Annotated in this window: 15 protein-coding genes; 3 read left to right on the forward strand and 12 right to left on the reverse strand. The window is 72.5% G+C overall.

What is annotated here, in order from left to right; genetic code table 11:
- Nucleotides 1-49: 49 nt before the first annotated feature.
- The 11 genes from aroQ to WBQ80_RS02265 form a co-directional block, all read right to left on the reverse strand.
- Nucleotides 50-487 (reverse strand): type II 3-dehydroquinate dehydratase, encoded by a 438-nt coding sequence (gene aroQ, locus WBQ80_RS02215; RefSeq protein WP_336570875.1) that lies wholly within the window; start codon nt 485-487, stop codon nt 50-52.
- A 43-nt stretch (nt 488-530) separates the two neighbouring features.
- Complete coding sequence (gene aroB / locus WBQ80_RS02220; RefSeq protein ID WP_336570876.1) at nt 531-1,619, reverse strand: 3-dehydroquinate synthase; 1,089 nt, start codon at nt 1,617-1,619, stop codon at nt 531-533.
- Complete coding sequence (locus tag WBQ80_RS02225; protein WP_336570877.1) at nt 1,616-2,155, reverse strand: shikimate kinase; 540 nt, start codon at nt 2,153-2,155, stop codon at nt 1,616-1,618. Before WBQ80_RS02225 ends, aroB begins: the two co-directional genes overlap by 4 nt.
- Nucleotides 2,148-3,362, reverse strand: a complete 1,215-nt coding sequence (gene aroC / locus WBQ80_RS02230) for a chorismate synthase (RefSeq protein ID WP_336570878.1) — start codon at nt 3,360-3,362, stop codon at nt 2,148-2,150. Before aroC ends, WBQ80_RS02225 begins: the two co-directional genes overlap by 8 nt.
- Nucleotides 3,363-3,386: 24 nt before the next feature.
- The gene (locus WBQ80_RS02235) at nt 3,387-4,259 is read right to left on the reverse strand and encodes a shikimate dehydrogenase (protein ID WP_336570879.1); all 873 of its coding nucleotides are present in this window, start codon (nt 4,257-4,259) and stop codon (nt 3,387-3,389) included.
- The gene (gene mltG / locus WBQ80_RS02240) at nt 4,260-5,561 is read right to left on the reverse strand and encodes an endolytic transglycosylase MltG (RefSeq protein WP_336570880.1); all 1,302 of its coding nucleotides are present in this window, start codon (nt 5,559-5,561) and stop codon (nt 4,260-4,262) included.
- Between the two features lie 311 nt (nt 5,562-5,872).
- Entirely contained in the window at nt 5,873-6,346 is a 474-nt protein-coding gene (gene ruvX, locus WBQ80_RS02245) for a Holliday junction resolvase RuvX (RefSeq protein ID WP_336570881.1), read from the reverse strand.
- Entirely contained in the window at nt 6,343-9,000 is a 2,658-nt protein-coding gene (gene alaS, locus WBQ80_RS02250) for an alanine--tRNA ligase (RefSeq protein ID WP_336570882.1), read from the reverse strand. Before alaS ends, ruvX begins: the two co-directional genes overlap by 4 nt.
- A gap of 70 nt (nt 9,001-9,070) precedes the next feature.
- Entirely contained in the window at nt 9,071-9,274 is a 204-nt protein-coding gene (locus WBQ80_RS02255) for a hypothetical protein (protein ID WP_336570883.1), read from the reverse strand.
- Between the two features lie 137 nt (nt 9,275-9,411).
- Nucleotides 9,412-10,035 (reverse strand): 30S ribosomal protein S4, encoded by a 624-nt coding sequence (gene rpsD, locus WBQ80_RS02260; RefSeq protein ID WP_442892670.1) that lies wholly within the window; start codon nt 10,033-10,035, stop codon nt 9,412-9,414.
- A gap of 182 nt (nt 10,036-10,217) precedes the next feature.
- A complete protein-coding gene (locus WBQ80_RS02265) occupies nt 10,218-11,651 on the reverse strand; it encodes a replication-associated recombination protein A (protein WP_336570884.1) in 1,434 nt (477 codons plus the stop codon).
- 130 nt (nt 11,652-11,781) lie between these two features.
- Here WBQ80_RS02265 and WBQ80_RS02270 point away from each other — a divergent pair, with 130 nt between their 5' ends.
- The 3 genes from WBQ80_RS02270 (at nt 11,782) to WBQ80_RS02280 (ending at nt 14,568) form a co-directional block, all read left to right on the forward strand.
- The gene (locus WBQ80_RS02270) at nt 11,782-12,549 is read left to right on the forward strand and encodes a peptidylprolyl isomerase (RefSeq protein ID WP_336570885.1); all 768 of its coding nucleotides are present in this window, start codon (nt 11,782-11,784) and stop codon (nt 12,547-12,549) included.
- 133 nt (nt 12,550-12,682) lie between these two features.
- Entirely contained in the window at nt 12,683-13,915 is a 1,233-nt protein-coding gene (locus WBQ80_RS02275) for a DUF349 domain-containing protein (protein ID WP_336570886.1), read from the forward strand.
- Between the two features lie 92 nt (nt 13,916-14,007).
- Entirely contained in the window at nt 14,008-14,568 is a 561-nt protein-coding gene (locus WBQ80_RS02280; RefSeq protein WP_336570887.1) for a hypothetical protein, read from the forward strand.
- Here WBQ80_RS02280 and WBQ80_RS02285 read toward each other — a convergent pair.
- Nucleotides 14,547-16,799 (reverse strand): RelA/SpoT family protein, encoded by a 2,253-nt coding sequence (locus WBQ80_RS02285; protein ID WP_336570888.1) that lies wholly within the window; start codon nt 16,797-16,799, stop codon nt 14,547-14,549. The two genes, WBQ80_RS02280 and WBQ80_RS02285, sit on opposite strands and share 22 nt — an antisense overlap.
- Nucleotides 16,800-16,873: the final 74 nt, after the last annotated feature.

A 16,873-nucleotide genomic window follows, 5' to 3' on the forward strand; every position in this document is an offset into this window, starting at 1 on the left:
AGTCGAAGGCGCACGTCGATGCGTGCGACCGATCGAGTCTAGTCGAGACCTACGGGCGCCGCAGGAGCCAGTCGATCGCGAGACGGTACGAGTCCGCGCCGAAGCCGGCGATGACGCCGGTGGCGACCCCCGAGATCACGCTCGTCTGGCGGAACGTCTCGCGCGCGTGCGGGTTCGAGAGGTGCACCTCGACGAGGGGCACGCCGGCCGTCTTCAGCTGCGCCGCGGCATCCCGCAGGGCGTAGCTGTAGTGGGTGAAGGCGGCGGGATTGAGGACCACGGGCGTGCCGCGGTCGACGGCTTCGTGGATCCAGCCGATCAGCTCGGCCTCGTCGTCGCTCTGGCGGAGCTCGATCTCGACGTCGTCGGGCACGGATGCCGCGAGCCGCTCGCCGATGTCGGCGAGCGTCTCCGAGCCGTAGACCTCGGGCTCGCGCGAGCCGAGGCGCCCGAGGTTGGGCCCGTTGAGCACGAGGATCGTCGTCATGCTCGAAGCCTAGCGGCGCGCCGTCCGTCGCCCCGGTCGCGGGTCAGGACGCGATCTCCTGGTACGCCGCGAAGAGCAGCGACTGGTCGGGCGCGAGCATGACCGTGGGCTTGGCGAGGTCGTCGAGCACGATGAACCGCAGCTGGCCGGCCCGCGCCTTCTTGTCGCGCTGCATGGTCGCGAGCAGCGTGTTCCAGCGACCGGCCGGATAGGACGTCGGCAGGCTGAGCAGGTCGAGCACGCGCCGGTGCCGGTCGGCGACCTCGTCGGAGAGGCGTCCCGAGAGCCGGCCGAGCTCGGCCGCGAACGCGAGGCCGACCGACACCGCGGCGCCGTGGCGCCACTGGTACCGCTCGGCGTGCTCGACCGCGTGGCCGAGCGTGTGCCCGTAGTTGAGGATCTCGCGGAGGCCCGCCTCGCGGAAGTCCTCCGACACGACCTCGGCCTTCATGCGGATCGCGAGCTCGACCACGCGCCGGAACTCCGGCGTCGACGAATCGGTCGCGGCATCCGGGTCGGCCTCGATGACGTCGAGGATCTCGGGGTAGCGGATGAACCCCGCCTTCACGACCTCGGCGAACCCCGCGAGGATCTCGTTCCTCGGCAGCGAGTCGAGCAGAGCGAGGTCGCAGAGCACCGCGGCCGGGGCGTGGAAGACGCCGACGAGGTTCTTGCCCTCGTTCGTGTTGATGCCCGTCTTGCCGCCGATCGCCGCATCGACCATGCCGAGCACCGTCGTCGGCAGCTGGACGATGCGGACGCCGCGCAGCCACGTCGCCGCGACGAATCCCGCGAGGTCGGTGATCGCTCCCCCGCCGAACCCGACGATCACGTCGGTGCGCGTGAAGTCGGCCTGGCCGAGGATCTGCCAGCAGAACGCCGCGACCTCGACGCGCTTGGCCTGTTCGGCGTCCGGCACCTCGGCGAGGAGGACCTCGTAGCGGCCGACGAGCGACTCGCGCAGCTCGGCCGCGCGGGCGCCGAGCGTCGGCGGGTGGACGATCAGCACCTTCGCGGCGGCCGTGCCGATGGCGTCGGCCACGCCGCCGAGCAGGTCGCGGCCGATGAGCACGTCGTACCCGGCGCCGTCCTCACCGCCGACCCGGATCGTCGTCGCCGCGGTCTCGCTCATGCACGTGCCCCTGCCCACTCGGTGATGCGGTCGACGATCCGCGCGACCGAGCGACGCGAGGTGTCGATGGTGAGCCCCGCCACCTGCTCGTACAGCGGGCGGCGTTCGTCGCGGATGCGGATCCAGCGGTCGAGGCCGCCCTCGGCGATGAGCGGCCGGGTGCCGCCCGAGAGACGCGGCGCGACGGCCTCGGCCGACACCTGGAGCCAGACCACGGGCAGGCCCGCGAGGTCGTCGCGCGTGTCGGCGTCGAGCACCGCACCGCCGCCGAGCGAGACGATCGCCTCCTCGCGGAGCGCGTCGGCGACCGCCTCGCGCTCGATGATCCGGAAGTACTCCTCGCCCTCGCGGGCGAAGATCGCGTCGATGGGCCCGTAGCGCTCGACGATGCGCTGGTCGGTGTCGACGAAGGGCGCGCCGACGGATGCCGCGAGCCGGGCGCCCACGCGGGACTTGCCGGCGCCCATGGGCCCGACCAGCACGATCGGCAGCGGCACCGCACGCGGGACGCCGCCGGCCGGGCCGGGCTCAGGCACGGACCGCATCGGGTGCCGCCACCTCGCTGGCGAGCGAGTCGGGGATCGCCGCGAGGTAGGACTCGAGGTTGCGCCGCGTCTCGGCGACGGAGTCGCCGCCGAACTTCTCGAGCACGGCGTCCGCGAGGGTCAGGGCGACCATGGCCTCGGCCACCACGCCGGCCGCGGGGACCGCGCAGACATCCGATCGCTGGTGGTGGGCGGGTGCGGGCTCGCCCGTCGCCACGTCGACGGTGGGCAGCGCGTGCGGAACCGTCGCGATGGGCTTCATGCCCGCGCTGACGCGCAGGACGGTCCCCGTGGACATGCCGCCCTCGGTGCCGCCGGCCCGGTCGCTCGCGCGCACGATGCGCCCGTCGGCGAGGTGCAGCTCGTCGTGCGCGGCGGAGCCGCGTCGGGTCGTGGTGAGGAACCCGTCGCCGACCTCGACGCCCTTGATCGCCTGGATGCCCATGAGCGCCGCGGCGAGCTTCGCGTCGAGGCGGCGGTCCCAGTGGACGTGCGACCCGAGACCCGGCGGGAGACCGTAGGCGAGGACCTCGACGACGCCGCCGAGCGTGTCGCCGTCCTTGTGCGCGGCGTCGACCTCGACGACCATGCGCTCGCTCGTGGCCGGGTCGAAGCACCGCAGGGGGTCGGCGTCGAGGGCCGGGACATCCGCCGGCAAGGGCAGGCGGCTGCCCTCGGGCACGCGGACCGGGCCGATCGCGACGGTGTGCGACACGAGCCGGATGCCCAGTTCGGCGAGGAACGCGCGAGCGACCGCCCCGAGCGCGACGCGCGCGGCGGTCTCGCGGGCGCTCGCGCGCTCGAGCACGGGACGGGCCTCGTCGAAGCCGTACTTCTGCATGCCCACGAGGTCGGCGTGGCCGGGGCGCGGTCGCGTCAGTGGGGCGCCGCGGCCCTTGCCGAGCGTCTCGGGGTCGACCGGCTCGGCGCTCATGACCTGCTGCCACTTCGGCCACTCCGTGTTGCCGATGCGCAGCGCCACCGGGCTGCCGAGCGTCAGCCCGTGCCGGATGCCACCCGAGATCGCGAGTTCGTCCTGCTCGAACTTCATGCGCGCGCCGCGCCCGTAGCCGAGCTTGCGGCGCGCCAGGTCGGCGCGGATGTCGTCGAGGGTGACCGGGATGCCGGCGGGGAGTCCTTCGAGGATCGCGACCAGCTCGGGGCCGTGCGATTCACCCGCGGTGAGCCAACGGAGCATGCCCACCATCCTCCCACAGCGCGATCAGGCGGCCTGCCGCATGACGTCGAGGACGGCCGCCTCGTCGGGCAGTTCGGCCATCGGATCGCCCGTGAGGAAGATGCGCACCTGCAGCAGCGCCTGGTGGACGAGCATGCCGAGGCCGTGCGCCACCCGGCCGCCCCGTTCGTCCCACGCCGCCGCGAGTGCGGTGGGCCACGGCGCGTAGGCCACGTCGAGGAGGGGTGCGGCGGCGAGCTCGTCGGAGGGCGCGATGCCGAGGTCGGCGCCGCCCGGCACCGTGCTGACGACGAGATCGGCCCCGGACGGTTCGGCGAACCGGTCGAGCGTCCGCACGTCGACGACGAGGCCGAGCCCGTGACCGAGCTCGACGACGGATGCCGCGCGGCCGGCGTCGCGCACGCACACCTCGACGCCGATCGCGCCGAGCTCGGCCATCGCCACGAGCGCGGAGGCCGCCGTGGCTCCCCCGCCGACGAGCACGCCGTGCCGGATCGCGTGGACGCCCGCATCCCCGAGGGCGCGCACGATCCCGCCGATGTCGGTGTTGAATCCGAGCCGACGGCCGTCCGGCGAGAGCAGCAGCGTGTTCACGGCCCCGGCCCGCTCGGCGAGCCGCTCGACGTCGTCGGCCAGGGCGAGGGCCTCGGGCTTCAGCGGCATCGTGAGCGAGAGGCCGCGCCACTCGGGACCGAGCGCGTCGACGAACGCCGCGAGCCCGCCCTCGCCGACCTCGGCGCGGTCGTAGGTCCAGTCGAGTCCGAGCCGCTCGTAGGCGGCCCGGTGCAGGGCCGGGCTCTTCGAATGCGCGATCGGCGAACCCAGCACGGCGAGCCGGCGCCGCCCGTCATCGGCGCCGAACGCCGGCACCGCGGCATCCGTCGGCCGGGCGCCCATCTAGTCGTTCTCCTCGAGGTACTGGTAGAACCGCTGGACCGCCTGCTCGTGCTCGGCGAACGTCGCCGAGAAGACCGTCTCGCCGGTCTCGAGGTTCACGGTGACGAAGTACAACCACGGTCCGTCGGCCGGATTGCGGGCCGCGTCGATGGCGACGTCGCCGGGGTTCCCGATCGGGCCGGGCGGCAGGCCCGGGTGGACGTACGTGTTGTACGGGTTGGACGCGTCGGCGCGCTCGGCGTCGGTCGTCGTCACGACCGTGTCGTCGCCGGTGCCGTAGTGGACGGTCGAGTCGAACTGCAGGAGCCCGCTGTCGAACTGCGCCGGGTCGAGGCGGTTCCGGATGACGCGTGAAACCTTGTACGAGTCGGCTTCGGAGCCCGACTCGCGCTCGATGAGCGACGCGATGATGATCGTCTCCCACCGGTCCTCGGGAGCCACGCCGGCGGCGTCCAGCGACTGGAAGGTCCGGTCGACGAGCGTGCGGACGACCTCGTCGGCCGTGACGTCGGGGCCGAACGTGTACGTCGCCGGGAACAGGAAGCCCTCGATCGAGGTCGCCTCGGCGGGCAGGCCGAGCGCCTGGGGGTCGGCGGCGGCGGCCTGCAGCTCCTCGAGCGGGATGCCCGTCGCGGCCGAGGCCGCCTCGAGCGCGTCGCGGGCCCAGAGGCCCTCCTGGATGACGAACGTGTTCTCGAGCTTCGACTCGGGGTCGAGGAGCGCGTCGAGCGCCGCCTCGGCGCTCATCTGGCCGGCCAGGCGGTACGCGCCCGGGTAGAACGTGGGCGCCTCGTCGCGCGTGCCCATCTCGTCGATGAAGGCCTCGGCGGATGCCACGACGTCCTGCTCCTCGAGGTTGGCGGCGATCGTCTCGCCTCCGTCGCCCTCCTCGATCATGAAGACGACCTCGCCCGATCCGGAACCGCTGTAGTCCTCGGGCGGCTGGAAGCGCTCGAGGACGGAGGTGATGGGGCCCTGCAGGAAGAAGACGGCGGCGACGACGAGCCCGGCGAGCACGAGGAAGGCGACCAGGCAGCCCAGCGCGCCCCGGCCACGTCGGCGCTGCTCGACCTCGTGCTCGTCGAGGTCGAGCCCGGCGGCGGCACGGCGGTCGGCGCGCGACGACCGCTGGGCCGGTTCGTCGTCCCACGGGTCGAGCAGGTCGGGCTCCCGACGCGGGGATGCCGTCGGCGCCGTCGGCCCCTCGCGCTCGCCTCGGGCCCCGCCGAAGCGCTCGTCGTCCTGACGGTCGTCACGGAGACGCTCCGCGCGCGGCTCGCCCCGGTACCGCTCGCGATCCATGCGGGCGGTCGCCGGCTCGCCACCGGGCGGGCCCGGGTCGCGACGGCGCGGGACGGACGGCGCCGGCTCGGACGGCCGGTGCTCGCGCCCCGCCTCCGCGTCGGCGCGGCGCTGCTCGGCCTCCCGGAGCTCCCGGCGGCTGCGCGGTGCGGCACCCTGTTGCGGCCGCGCCGGGGCCGGCGCCGCCGGAGCCGGGCGAGCGCCTCCCACCGGCGTGGGCGGGGCACTGCCCGAGAGGATGGCGTCCCAATCCGAGGGTGGGTGCGAATCGGAGCCGCGTCGTTGCTCTGGGGGGAGCTGGGTCACGGGGGTCAGAGCCCTTCGTCGGCGGAGATCGTTCGTCCGGGAGCGGTGCCCGATGCCCGCTCGGCATCGATGGCGTGTTGCAGAATGATAACGGCTGCCGCTTGGTCGATGATGGGACGCTGCTTCCGGGACGACTTGCCGGCGGACCGCAGCGCCTGCTGGGCGCTCACCGTCGACATCCGCTCGTCGACCAGCCGCACGGCCGCGCCCGCGGCCGCGAGCCTCGCCGCGAACGCGACCGCGTCGTCGGTGGACGCGGTCGGCGCGCCCGAGAGCGACAGCGGATTGCCGACCACGAGCTCCACGGCCTCGAACTCGGTCGCCAGTTCGAGGATCCGGCGGATGTCGTCGTCGCCGTCCGCACTCCGGGCGACCGTCTCGACGGGGACCGCGAGGATCGCGGACGGGTCGCAGCGCGCCACGCCGACACGCGCCCGTCCCACGTCGATGCCGAGTCGCGCGCCGGGACGCAGCGTCATCGCGCGATCGCCGACCGCGCCGCCTCGAGGGCCGCCGGCACGGCGGAGAGGTCGCTGCCGCCGCCTTGGGCGAGGTCGGGCTTGCCGCCGCCGCCGCCGCCGAGCGCCGACGCCATGGCCTTCGCGATCGCACCGGCGTTCGCGCCGGCGTCGCGCGCGGCGGGCGAGGTCGTGACGATCGCGAGCGGCTTGCCGCCGACCTCGCCGACGAGGGCCACGACGGATGCCGCGTCGCCGAGGCGCCCGCGCACCGCGGTCGCGAGCGAGCGCAACTCGTCGCCCGACCCGAGCGCGCCGACCGGCTGCACGACGACCAGGAGGTCGCCGACCCGCTCGGCCTTCGCCGCCAGGTCGGGGACGCGGTCGTTCAGCGCCTTCGCCTCGAACTGCTGGATGCGCTTCTCGGCCGCCTTGAGGCTCGACACGAGCTCGCCGATACGGTCGACCAGCAGCTCGGGCCGCGTCTTGAGTGTCGAGGTGAGCTCGCTGACGAGCGCCCGCTCGGCGGCGAAGCGCCGGAACGCGTCCTGCCCGACGAGCGACTCGACGCGGCGGTTCGAAGCGCCGACGGACGACTCGCCGATGATGTTGATCATGCCGACCTCGGCGCTCCGCGCCACGTGCGTGCCCGCGCAGAGCTCGCGCGACCACGGTCCACCGATGTCGACGACGCGCACGACGTCGCCGTACTTCTCGCCGAACAGCGCCATCGCGCCGAGCGCCTTCGCCTCGTCGATCGGCATCTCGCGCGTGACGACCTCGAGGTTGTCCCGCACGGCGTCGTTGGCGATCTCCTCGATCTCGCTGCGCGTGGCCGCCGAGAGCGCCTGGTTCCACCCGTAGTCGAGGCGGAGGTAGCCGGCCTTGTTGAACGAGCCCGACTGGTGCGCGTTGGGCCCGAGCACCTGACGGAGCGCGGCGTGGACGAGATGGGTGCCGGAGTGCGCCTGCGTGGCGCCGCGTCGGTACTGCTCGTCGACGACGGTGGTCGCGGGCACCCCGACGCCCACCTCGCCCGAGGTCACCTTCACGGTGTGGCTGATGAGGCCCTTGACGGGCTTCTGCACGTCGAGCACCTCGAGCTCGAACCCGTCGCCCACGATGCGCCCCTGGTCGGGCGCCTGGCCGCCGGACTCGGCGTACAGCGAGGTCTCGGCGAGCACGACCTCGGCGGTCTGGCCCCGGGTCGCCGTCGCGGCCGGCCGGCCGTCGACGAGGATGCCGAGCACGGTCGATTCGGTCGTGAGGTCGGTGTAGCCCGTGAAGACGGTCTCGCCGCGCGCACGCAGGTCGGCGTAGACCGAGAGGTCCGCCAGCACCTTCTTCTTCGACTTGGCGTCGGCCTTCGCCCGCGACCGCTGGTCGGCCATGAGCGTGTCGAACGCGTGCCGGTCGACCGAGAGGCCGGCCTCCTCGGCCATCTCGAGCGTGAGCTCGATCGGGAAGCCGTAGGTGTCGTGGAGCAGGAACGCGGTGTCGCCCGCGAGCCGGTCGGAGCCGGAGCCCTTGGTCTTCGCGACCGCCTGGTCGAGGATCGTCGTGCCCGAGCTCAGGGTGCGCAGGAACGTCTCCTCCTCGCCGAGCGCGAGCTGCTCGATCTGGCGGTAGCTCGTCTCGACCTCGGGGTACGCCGACTTCATCGCATCGCGGGAGGCCGCGAAGAGCCGGCTGAACGTCGGTCCCTCGACGCCGAGCAGGCGCATGGCGCGGATGCTGCGGCGCAGGAGCCTGCGGAGGATGTAGCCGCGTCCCTCGTTGGACGGCGTGACGCCGTCGCTCATGAGCATGAGCGCGGAACGGATGTGGTCGGCGATGACGCGCATGCGCACGTCGTCGTCGTGGTCGGCGCCGTAGCGTCGCCCGGACAGCTCGGCGGCCGCGTCGAGGACCGGGCGGACCTGGTCGATCTCGTACATGTTGTCGACGCCCTGCTTGATGAACGCGACGCGCTCGAGGCCCATGCCGGTGTCGATGTTCTTCTTCGGCAGTTCCTTGACGATGCGGAAGTCGGTCTTCGAGCGCACGTCGTCGATCAGGTACTGCATGAACACGAGGTTCCAGATCTCGACGTAGCGGTCGTCGTCGGTCGCGGGACCGCCGTCGACGCCGTACTCCGGGCCGCGGTCGAAGAAGATCTCGGAGCAGGGCCCAGCGGGACCCGGCTGGCCGGTGTGCCAGTAGTTGGTGTCCTTGCCGAGCCCCTGGATGCGGTCGTCGGGCAGGCCCGCGACGCGGCGCCAGATCTCGCGCGCCTCGTCGTCGTCCTCGTAGACGGTGACCCACAGGTCGTCGGGGTCGAAGCCGTAGCCGCCGTCGGACTCGGGCGTGGTGAGGAGCTCCCACGCGAACCCGATGGCTCCCTCCTTGAAGTAGTCGCCGAACGAGAAGTTGCCGTTCATCTGGAAGAACGTGCCGTGGCGCGGCGTCTTCCCGACCTCTTCGATGTCGTTGGTGCGGATGCACTTCTGCACGCTGGTCGCGCGGTCGTACGGCGCGGGGACGACGCCGGTGAGGTACGGCACGAAGGGCACCATGCCGGCGACGGTGAACAGGAGCGAGGGGTCGTCGGACACGAGCGAGGCCGACGGCACGACGGTGTGGCCGCGATCGGCGAAGAAGTCGAGCCAGCGCTGGCGGATCTCGGCAGTCTGCATGGTTCCGTTCTGGTTCCTGGGAAGGGTGGAGCGACCCGCGGGTGGCGGGCGGACGACGTGCGCGTCGGCGCTATCGGGCCTCGACGGCGACGGCGTCGGCGGCGCGCAGCTCGGCCTCGCGAGCGTGGTACCCCTCGGCGACGGCGCGACCGAAGGCGCGCGCCTTGGCGTCGAGGCCGGCGAAGAACTCTCGGCCCTGCGCGGTGCGGTTGACCTGGTGCGCGACGGCGAAGCCGGTCGCGACGCCGACGGCGAACCACAGGATGCTCTTCACGTCTCACTCCTCGATGGGTCGGGCGTTGCGGCGTGCGGTGCGCACGCGTCCACCCAGTCTAGGGCGTGCCGACCTCCGCCCGCCGGGGACGACGAACGGGGCCGCGGCGAACCGCGACCCCGTTCGGAAACCGCCGGCTAGCGGGCGGCGTAGTACTCGACGACGAGCTGGACGTCACAGGTGACGGGGACCTCGACGCGCTTCGGACGACGCGCGAGCTTCGCCTGGAGCTTGTCGAGCTCGACCTCGAGGTAACCCGGGACCTTGGGGAGCACGTCGACGTGGCCGCCGGCCGCAGCGACCTGGAAGGGCTCGGTGCCCTCGGAGCGCTGCTTGACGCCGATGACCTGACCCGGCTTCACGCGGAAGGAGGGGCGGTCGACGATCCGGCCGTCGACGGTGATGTGACGGTGCACGACGAACTGGCGCGCCTGCGAGATGGTGCGGGCGAAGCCGGCGCGGAGCACGAGCGCGTCGAGGCGCATCTCGAGGAGCTCGACCAGGTTCTCACCGGTCAGGCCCTCGGTGCGGCGGGCCTCGTTGAACGCGATGCGGAGCTGCTTCTCGCGGATGCCGTACTGGGCGCGCAGGCGCTGCTTCTCGCGGAGGCGGACCGCGTAGTCGGAGTCCTGCTTGCGCTTGGTGCGGCCGTGCTCGCCGGGGGCGTACGGGCGCTTCTCCATGTACTTGGCGGCCTTCGGGGTGAGGGCGACGCCGAGCGCACGGGAGAGGCGGGTCTTGCTTCGGGACTGGCTGGTCACGATGTCCTTTCGGATGATTCTCGAACGGTGTGGTTCCGGGCGCGCGAGGCGCCGGAAAGACTTGTCAGAGGGGTTCGCCACGGGCGGACCGGCTACAGGTCGCGCCCTTCGCCGTGGAGACCGCGCAGCCGCACGCGAGAATCTGGCTTCAGGCCAACGAAGATGCTATCACGACCAGCCGGTCAGCGTTCACCGCGCACGATCCGCCGCAGCTTGCCGAGGCGCGTGGACACGTCGCGCTCGTTGCCGTGCTCGGTCGGGGTGTAGTACACGGCGCCGCGCAGCGGGTCGGGAAGGTACTGCTGCGGCACGACGCCGATCGGGTCGTCGTGCGGGTAGGCGTAGCCCTTGCCGTGGCCGAGCCGCTTCGCGCCCGGATAGTGCGCGTCGCGCAGGTGCTTCGGCACGCGCCCGGCCTTCCCGGCGCGCACGTCGGCGATCGCGCGGTCGATGCCGAGGTAGGCCGCGTTGGACTTCGGCGCCGTCGCGAGGTGCACCACGGCCTGCGCGAGCGGGATCCGTCCTTCCGGCATGCCGATGTACTGGACGGCGTCGGCGGCGGCGACCGCGACCCCGAGGGCGGTCGGATCGGCCATGCCGATGTCCTCCGAGGCGAGCACGATGATGCGGCGCGCGATGAACCGCGGGTCCTCTCCCGCCTCGATCATGCGCGCGAGGTAGTGGAGCGCGGCGTCGACGTCGCTGCCGCGCACCGACTTGATGAACGCGCTGATGACGTCGTAGTGCTCGTCGCCGTCGCGGTCGTACCGGAGCAGGGCGCGATCGACGGCCCGGGCGACCGTCTCGGCCGTGATGACCGGGAGCCCAGCCTTCCCTTCGGGGTCGCCGTCGACGGATGCCGCGGGAGTCGCCGGCTCGCCCCCGGACTCACGGCCGGAGGCGTCGCCGGGGCCGGGAACCGCCTCGGCCTCGGCTTCGGCCGACGCGGACAGCGACGCGGCCTCCAGCGCCGTGAGCGCACGCCGCGCGTCGCCCGACGCGAGGCGGACGATCGCCGCGCGCGCGTCCGGCTCGAGCCGGACGCGCCCGGCGAGGCCTCGGGCATCGGCCACGGCGCGATCGACGAGCATGCCGAGGTCGTCGTCGTCGAGGGTCTCGAGGGTCAGCAGCAGGGACCGCGACAGCAACGGCGAGATCACCGAGAACGACGGGTTCTCGGTCGTCGCCGCGACGAGGATGACCCAGCCGTTCTCGACGCCGGGGAGCAGCGCGTCCTGCTGGGCCTTGGTGAACCGGTGGATCTCGTCGAGGAAGAGGACCGTGGAGACGCCGTACAGGTCTCGGTCGGCACGTGCGGCCTCCATGACCTGGCGGACGTCGCGCACGCCGGCCGTGACCGCCGACAGCTCCACGAACTTGCGCCCCGATGACCGGGCGATCGCCTGCGCGAGCGTGGTCTTGCCCGTGCCGGGCGGGCCCCACAGGATCACGGACACCGCCCCCGATTCGCCCGTGCGGTCGGCCGCGAGGGCGACGAGCGGGGATCCGGGCGTCAGCAGGTGACGCTGGCCGGCGACCTCGTCGAGGCTCCTGGGGCGCATGCGCACCGCGAGCGGCGTCGCCCCCGAGCGCAGGCCCGCCGCCGTCTCCACCATGCGGACCAGCGTAGCCGCGGCATCCGACACCCCCGCCCGCGTCGGGCGGCCGCGTGCCCGGTCCGCGCGATTCGCACGCCTGCGCCGCCGTTGCGTAGAGTTCCCTCGCAGGATCCCCCGAAGGAGCAGCGTGGCAACGAACGACCGTCAGGCGCGCGAGGCGCGCGCGAGACTGCGCACCTACCAGGCACGGCAGGAGGTGCACGCGCGCTCCGTGCGACGCCGGCGGCGCGACAACGTCATCGCGGGCATTGCGCTGGTCGTGGTCCTCGCGCTCGCGACGGCCGCGCAGCTGTTCTACTTCGGCGGCGGGCCCGGCACCGCCGAGGCGGAGGCGACGCCGACCCCCACCCCGAGCGCCTCGGCGCAGGCCGTGCCGTCCGCCGACCTCGCGGAGGGCCGCACGTGGGTCGGTGCCCTGACGCTCAACGAGACGCCCCTCTCGATCGAGCTCGATGGCGCCGCCGCCCCGCAGGCGGTCTCGAGCACCATCAGCCTCGTCCAGTCCGGCTTCTACGACGGCCTCACCTGCCACCGCCTCACCACCGAGGGCATCTTCGTGCTCCAGTGCGGCGACCCCGCCGGCGACGGCACCGGCGGCCCCGGGTACAGCTACGGGCCGGTCGAGAACGCGCCCGAGGACGGCGTCTACCCCGCCGGGACCATCGCGATGGCCCGCCAGGCCGGTGACGCCGAGAGCCAGGGCAGCCAGTTCTTCATCGTCTACGACGACACGACCCTGCCGGCGGATGCCGCGGGCGGCTACACCGTCATCGGCCGCGTCACCGACGGCCTCGAGGAACTCCGCACCGACATCGTCGACTTCGGCACCGCCGACGGCGTGCCCGACGGAGCGCCCGTCCGGCCGGTCGGCATCACGTCCTTCGACGTCGAGTGAGCGGGGCCCGCGGGGGCCCGGGAGCCGACGAGCGGGCGAGCCCCCGACCGCCGACGACGATTCTCGGGGTGCAATAGGCTTGATGCCGTCATCCGCCGCGCACGCGGCATCCGACCGACGACAGGGTGAGTCCGTGACCGATTCAGCACAGCAACCGTGGGGCCGCGTCGACGAGACGGGCACCGTCTTCGTGCGGACCAGCGAGGGCGAGCGCGAGGTCGGGCAGTACCCCGACGCGACGCCGGAGGAGGCCCTGGCCTACTTCGAGCGCAAGTACGCCGATCTCGCGGGTGCGGTCTCACTGCTCGAGCAGCGGGTGCGACGCGGCGCTTCCGCGGCGGATGTCGCCAAGGCCGTCGCCACGCTGCAGGCCAACGTCGCCGGCGCGCACGCCGTGGGCGATCTCGAGTCGCTCGAGCGGCGCCTCGAGGCGCTGTCGGGAACGACCCAGGAGCTCACCGCCCAGCAGCAGGCCGAGGCGAAGGCCGCGGTCGAGACGGCGATCGCGGAGCGCACGGTCATCGTCGAGCAGGCCGAGGCGCTCGCCGCGCAGGACCCGGCGAAGACCCAGTGGAAGCAGACGAGCGCCGAGCTCGACGCGTTGTTCGCGGCGTGGCAGAAGCACCAGCAGGAGGGCCCGCGTCTGCCCAAGGGCGAGGCGAACGACCTCTGGAAGCGGTTCCGCGCCGCGCGCTCGACCATCGAACAGCACCGCAAGGCGTTCTTCGCCGAGCTCGACGCCGCGCACCGCGACGTGCGCCAGCGCAAGCAGCGTCTCATCGAGCGCGCCGAGGCCCTCGCGCCGCGCGGCGCCGACGGCGTGGCCGACTACCGGGCGCTCCTCGACGAGTGGAAGCTCGCGGGCCGCGCCGGCAAGAAGGTCGACGATGCGCTCTGGGCGAAGTTCAAGGCCGCGGGCGACGTCCTCTTCCAGGCCAAGGCCGAGGTCGACGCGAAGGACGACGAGGAGTATCGCGCCAACCTCGAGCAGAAGATCGCGCTGCTCGACGAGGCCGACGCGCTGCTCGCCTCGAAGGATCCGCGAGCGGCGCGCAGCACGCTGAACGGCATCCAGCGCAGGTGGGACGAGATCGGCCGGGTCCCCCGCGACCAGGTGCGCACGATCGAGGACCGCCTCCGCAAGGTCGAGAACCACGTGCGCGCGCTCGAGGACGAGCGCTGGCAGCGCGAGGACCCCGAGAAGAAGGCGCGCTCGGAGGGCATGCTGGGCCAGCTGCACGACGCGATCGCGAAGCTCGAGTCCGAGCTCGCCGACGCCGAGGCCTCGGGCGACGCCAAGGCCGCGGCTGAGGCGCGCGAAGCCCTCGAGGCACGCCGGGCCTGGCTCAAGGCCGTCGGGGGCTGATCGCTCCCCCACCCGTCTCGACGGCGCCCGGTTCTCCACAGCGAGGGCCGGGCGTCGTCGCGTCATCCGGCGCGTCCGCCAGCATTGGGCCCATGGCGCGACTCCCCGCGGTGCTCGGCACCGACGACCTCCCACTCGCCGAACTGTGCGCCGCGCGGCTCGACGGCGAGCTCGTCGCGGTCGGCGACCGATGGTGTCCGGTCGACGAGCCCGACCTGCCGGCCCTGCGCGCCGCCGCCGTGGCGCCCGCGAGCCCCGGCCGGCTGATCGTCGAGCGACGCTCGGCGGCCTGGGTGCACGGGGCGCTGCCCGTTCCACCGGTCACGCCCGAGTACTGCATCCCCTATGCCGGCCGCAGCACCGCCCGGCCCGATCCGGCCTGCACCGTGCGCCAGGTCGTGATCGACGAGGGCGACGTCACGGCGGTCGGCGGCGTGCGGTGCACGACCACGCTCCGCACGGCGTTCGACCTGCTGAGAGAACCGGATGCCGCGGTCGACGCCGTCGGGATCGTCGCTGCGCTGCTCGCCACCGAGGCGGCCCTCGAACGGCAGTTGCACGAACGCATCGCGGCCGCCCATCGGCTGCCGCACAAGGCGCGCGCCGTGGCCCGGCTCGTGGCGGCGTCGCGTCAGCCGTCGCTCACGCGATAGACGTCGTAGACGGCGTCGATCCGCCGCACCGCGTTGAGGACGCGGTCCAGGTGCGTGGTGTCGCCCATCTCGAACACGAACCGGCTGATCGCGAGACGGTCGGTCGACGTCGAGACGTTCGCCGACAGGATGTTGACGTGGTGCTCCGACAGCACGCGCGTCACGTCCGACAGCAGGCCGGCCCGGTCGAGCGCCTCGATCTGGATCTGCACCAGGAACACGCTCTTCGAGCTGGGCGCCCATTCGACGTCGATCATGCGCTCGGGCTCGCGGAGCAGCGACTGCACGTTGTGACAGGCGGCCTGGTGCACCGACACGCCCGAACCACGCGTGATGAAGCCCACGATCTCGTCGCCGGGCACGGGCGTGCAGCATCGCGCGAGCTTCACGAGGATGTCGGGAGCTCCGCGGACCAGCACCCCGGAGTCGCTGTTGCGCGGGAGCGTGCGCGAGCGCGTCGGCAGCGGGAGGGCCGGCTCCTCGACGTCGTCCTCGTCCTGCACCAGGGCGAGGACCTTCTCGATGACCGATTGCGTCGAGACGTGCCCCTCGCCGACGGCGGCGTAGAGCGCCGAGACGTCCTCGTAGCGCAGCTGCGCCGCCACCTCGGCGAAGGAGTCCTGGCTCATGAGCTTCTGGAGCGGCAGGTTCTGCTTGCGCATCGCGCGCGCGATGGCGTCGCGGCCGTGCTCGATCGCCTCGTCGCGTCGTTCCTTGGTGAACCACTGGCGGATCTTGCTGCGCGCACGCGGGCTCTTGACGAAGTTCAGCCAGTCCTTGCTCGGACCCGAGTCGGGGTTCTTCGAGGTGAACACCTCGACCACGTCGCCACTTGAGAGCTCGCTCTCGAGCGGCACCAGGCGTCCGTTGACCTTCGCGCCCATGGTGCGGTGACCGACCTCGGTGTGCACCGCGTAGGCGAAGTCGACGGGGGTCGCGCCCGACGGGAGCCCGATGACGCGCCCCTTCGGCGTGAAGACGTAGACCTCCTTCGCGCCGATCTCGAACCGGAGGGAGTCGAGGAACTCGCCCGGATCGGCCGTCTCGGCCTGCCAGTCGGAGATGTGCGCGAGCCACGCCATGTCGGCGTCGTCGCGCGGACCGCCGACCTCGGTGCGACCGCCCGCCATCCGCTCCTTGTACTTCCAGTGTGCGGCGACGCCGTACTCGGCGCGCTGATGCATGTCGTGCGTGCGGATCTGGATCTCGACGGGGCGGCCCTTGGGCCCGATGACCGTCGTGTGCAGCGACTGGTACAGGTTGAACTTCGGCGTGGCGATGTAGTCCTTGAACCGGCCGGGCACCGGCGTCCAGCGTGCGTGGATCGAGCCGAGCACGGCATAGCAGTCGCGCACCGAGTTGACCAGCACGCGGATCCCGACGAGGTCGTAGATGTCGTCGAACTCACGGCCCCGCACGATCATCTTCTGGTAGATCGAGTAGTACTGCTTCGGTCGGCCGACGACCTTGCCCCGGATCCGCGCGGCCTTGAGGTCGTCGGAGACCATGTCGATGACCGACTGCACGTACTCCTCGCGCTGCGGGGTGCGCTGCTTCACGAGGCTCTCGATCTCGGCGTACAGCTTGGGATACAGCACCGCGAACGAGAGGTCCTCGAGTTCCCACTTGATGGTCTGGATGCCGAGGCGGTGCGCCAGCGGCGCGTAGATCTCCAGGGTCTCGGTCGCCTTGCGCGCCGCGGACTGGGCGGGCACGAAGCCCCACGTGCGCGCGTTGTGCAGCCGGTCGGCGAGCTTGATGATGAGCACGCGGATGTCCTTGGACATCGCCACGATCATCTTGCGGACCGTCTCGGCCTGCGTCGAGTCGCCGTACTTGACCTTGTCGAGCTTCGTCACCCCGTCGACGAGCATCGCGATCTCGTCGCCGAAGTCGGCACGCAGCTGGTCGAGCGTGTACGCGGTGTCCTCGACGGTGTCGTGCAGGAGCGCGGCGGCGACGGCCTTCGAGCCGATGCCGAGGTCGGCGAGGATCTGCGCGACGGCGATGGGGTGCGTGATGTAGGGCTCGCCGCTGCGGCGCTTCTGGCCCTCGTGCGCGCGTTCGGCGACCGTGTAGGCGCGCTCGATGAGGGCGAGGTCGGCCTTCGGGTGATGCATCCGGACGGTGCGCATCACCGCGTCGACTGCGCCGGAGGGCAGGGCCTTGGAGAAGATCCGGGGCACCAGACGGCGCAGCGACGCCGTCGAGTTGACTCCGGTCTCAGTCATGGCCGCCGCACCTCCAGACCTCAATTATCACTGCTCGCGAGCGAGGTGCGCGCCACGAGGTCCGACGGCGCCCG

This window comes from Agromyces sp. CCNWLW213 (genome assembly GCF_037199545.1).
Classification (GTDB): domain Bacteria; phylum Actinomycetota; class Actinomycetes; order Actinomycetales; family Microbacteriaceae; genus Agromyces.

Coding starts and splice junctions, on each gene's coding strand:
- WBQ80_RS02285 (WP_336570888.1), bottom strand. CDS start 16,799: ATGACTGAGACCGGAGTCAACTCGACGGCGTCGCTGCGCCGTCTGGTG.
- aroB (WP_336570876.1), bottom strand. CDS start 1,619: ATGAGCGAGACCGCGGCGACGACGATCCGGGTCGGCGGTGAGGACGGC.
- WBQ80_RS02235 (WP_336570879.1), bottom strand. CDS start 4,259: ATGGGCGCCCGGCCGACGGATGCCGCGGTGCCGGCGTTCGGCGCCGAT.
- alaS (WP_336570882.1), bottom strand. CDS start 9,000: ATGCAGACTGCCGAGATCCGCCAGCGCTGGCTCGACTTCTTCGCCGAT.
- aroQ (WP_336570875.1), bottom strand. CDS start 487: ATGACGACGATCCTCGTGCTCAACGGGCCCAACCTCGGGCGCCTCGGC.
- WBQ80_RS02265 (WP_336570884.1), bottom strand. CDS start 11,651: ATGGTGGAGACGGCGGCGGGCCTGCGCTCGGGGGCGACGCCGCTCGCG.
- mltG (WP_336570880.1), bottom strand. CDS start 5,561: ATGGATCGCGAGCGGTACCGGGGCGAGCCGCGCGCGGAGCGTCTCCGT.
- WBQ80_RS02280 (WP_336570887.1), top strand. CDS start 14,008: ATGGCGCGACTCCCCGCGGTGCTCGGCACCGACGACCTCCCACTCGCC.
- aroC (WP_336570878.1), bottom strand. CDS start 3,362: ATGCTCCGTTGGCTCACCGCGGGTGAATCGCACGGCCCCGAGCTGGTC.
- ruvX (WP_336570881.1), bottom strand. CDS start 6,346: ATGACGCTGCGTCCCGGCGCGCGACTCGGCATCGACGTGGGACGGGCG.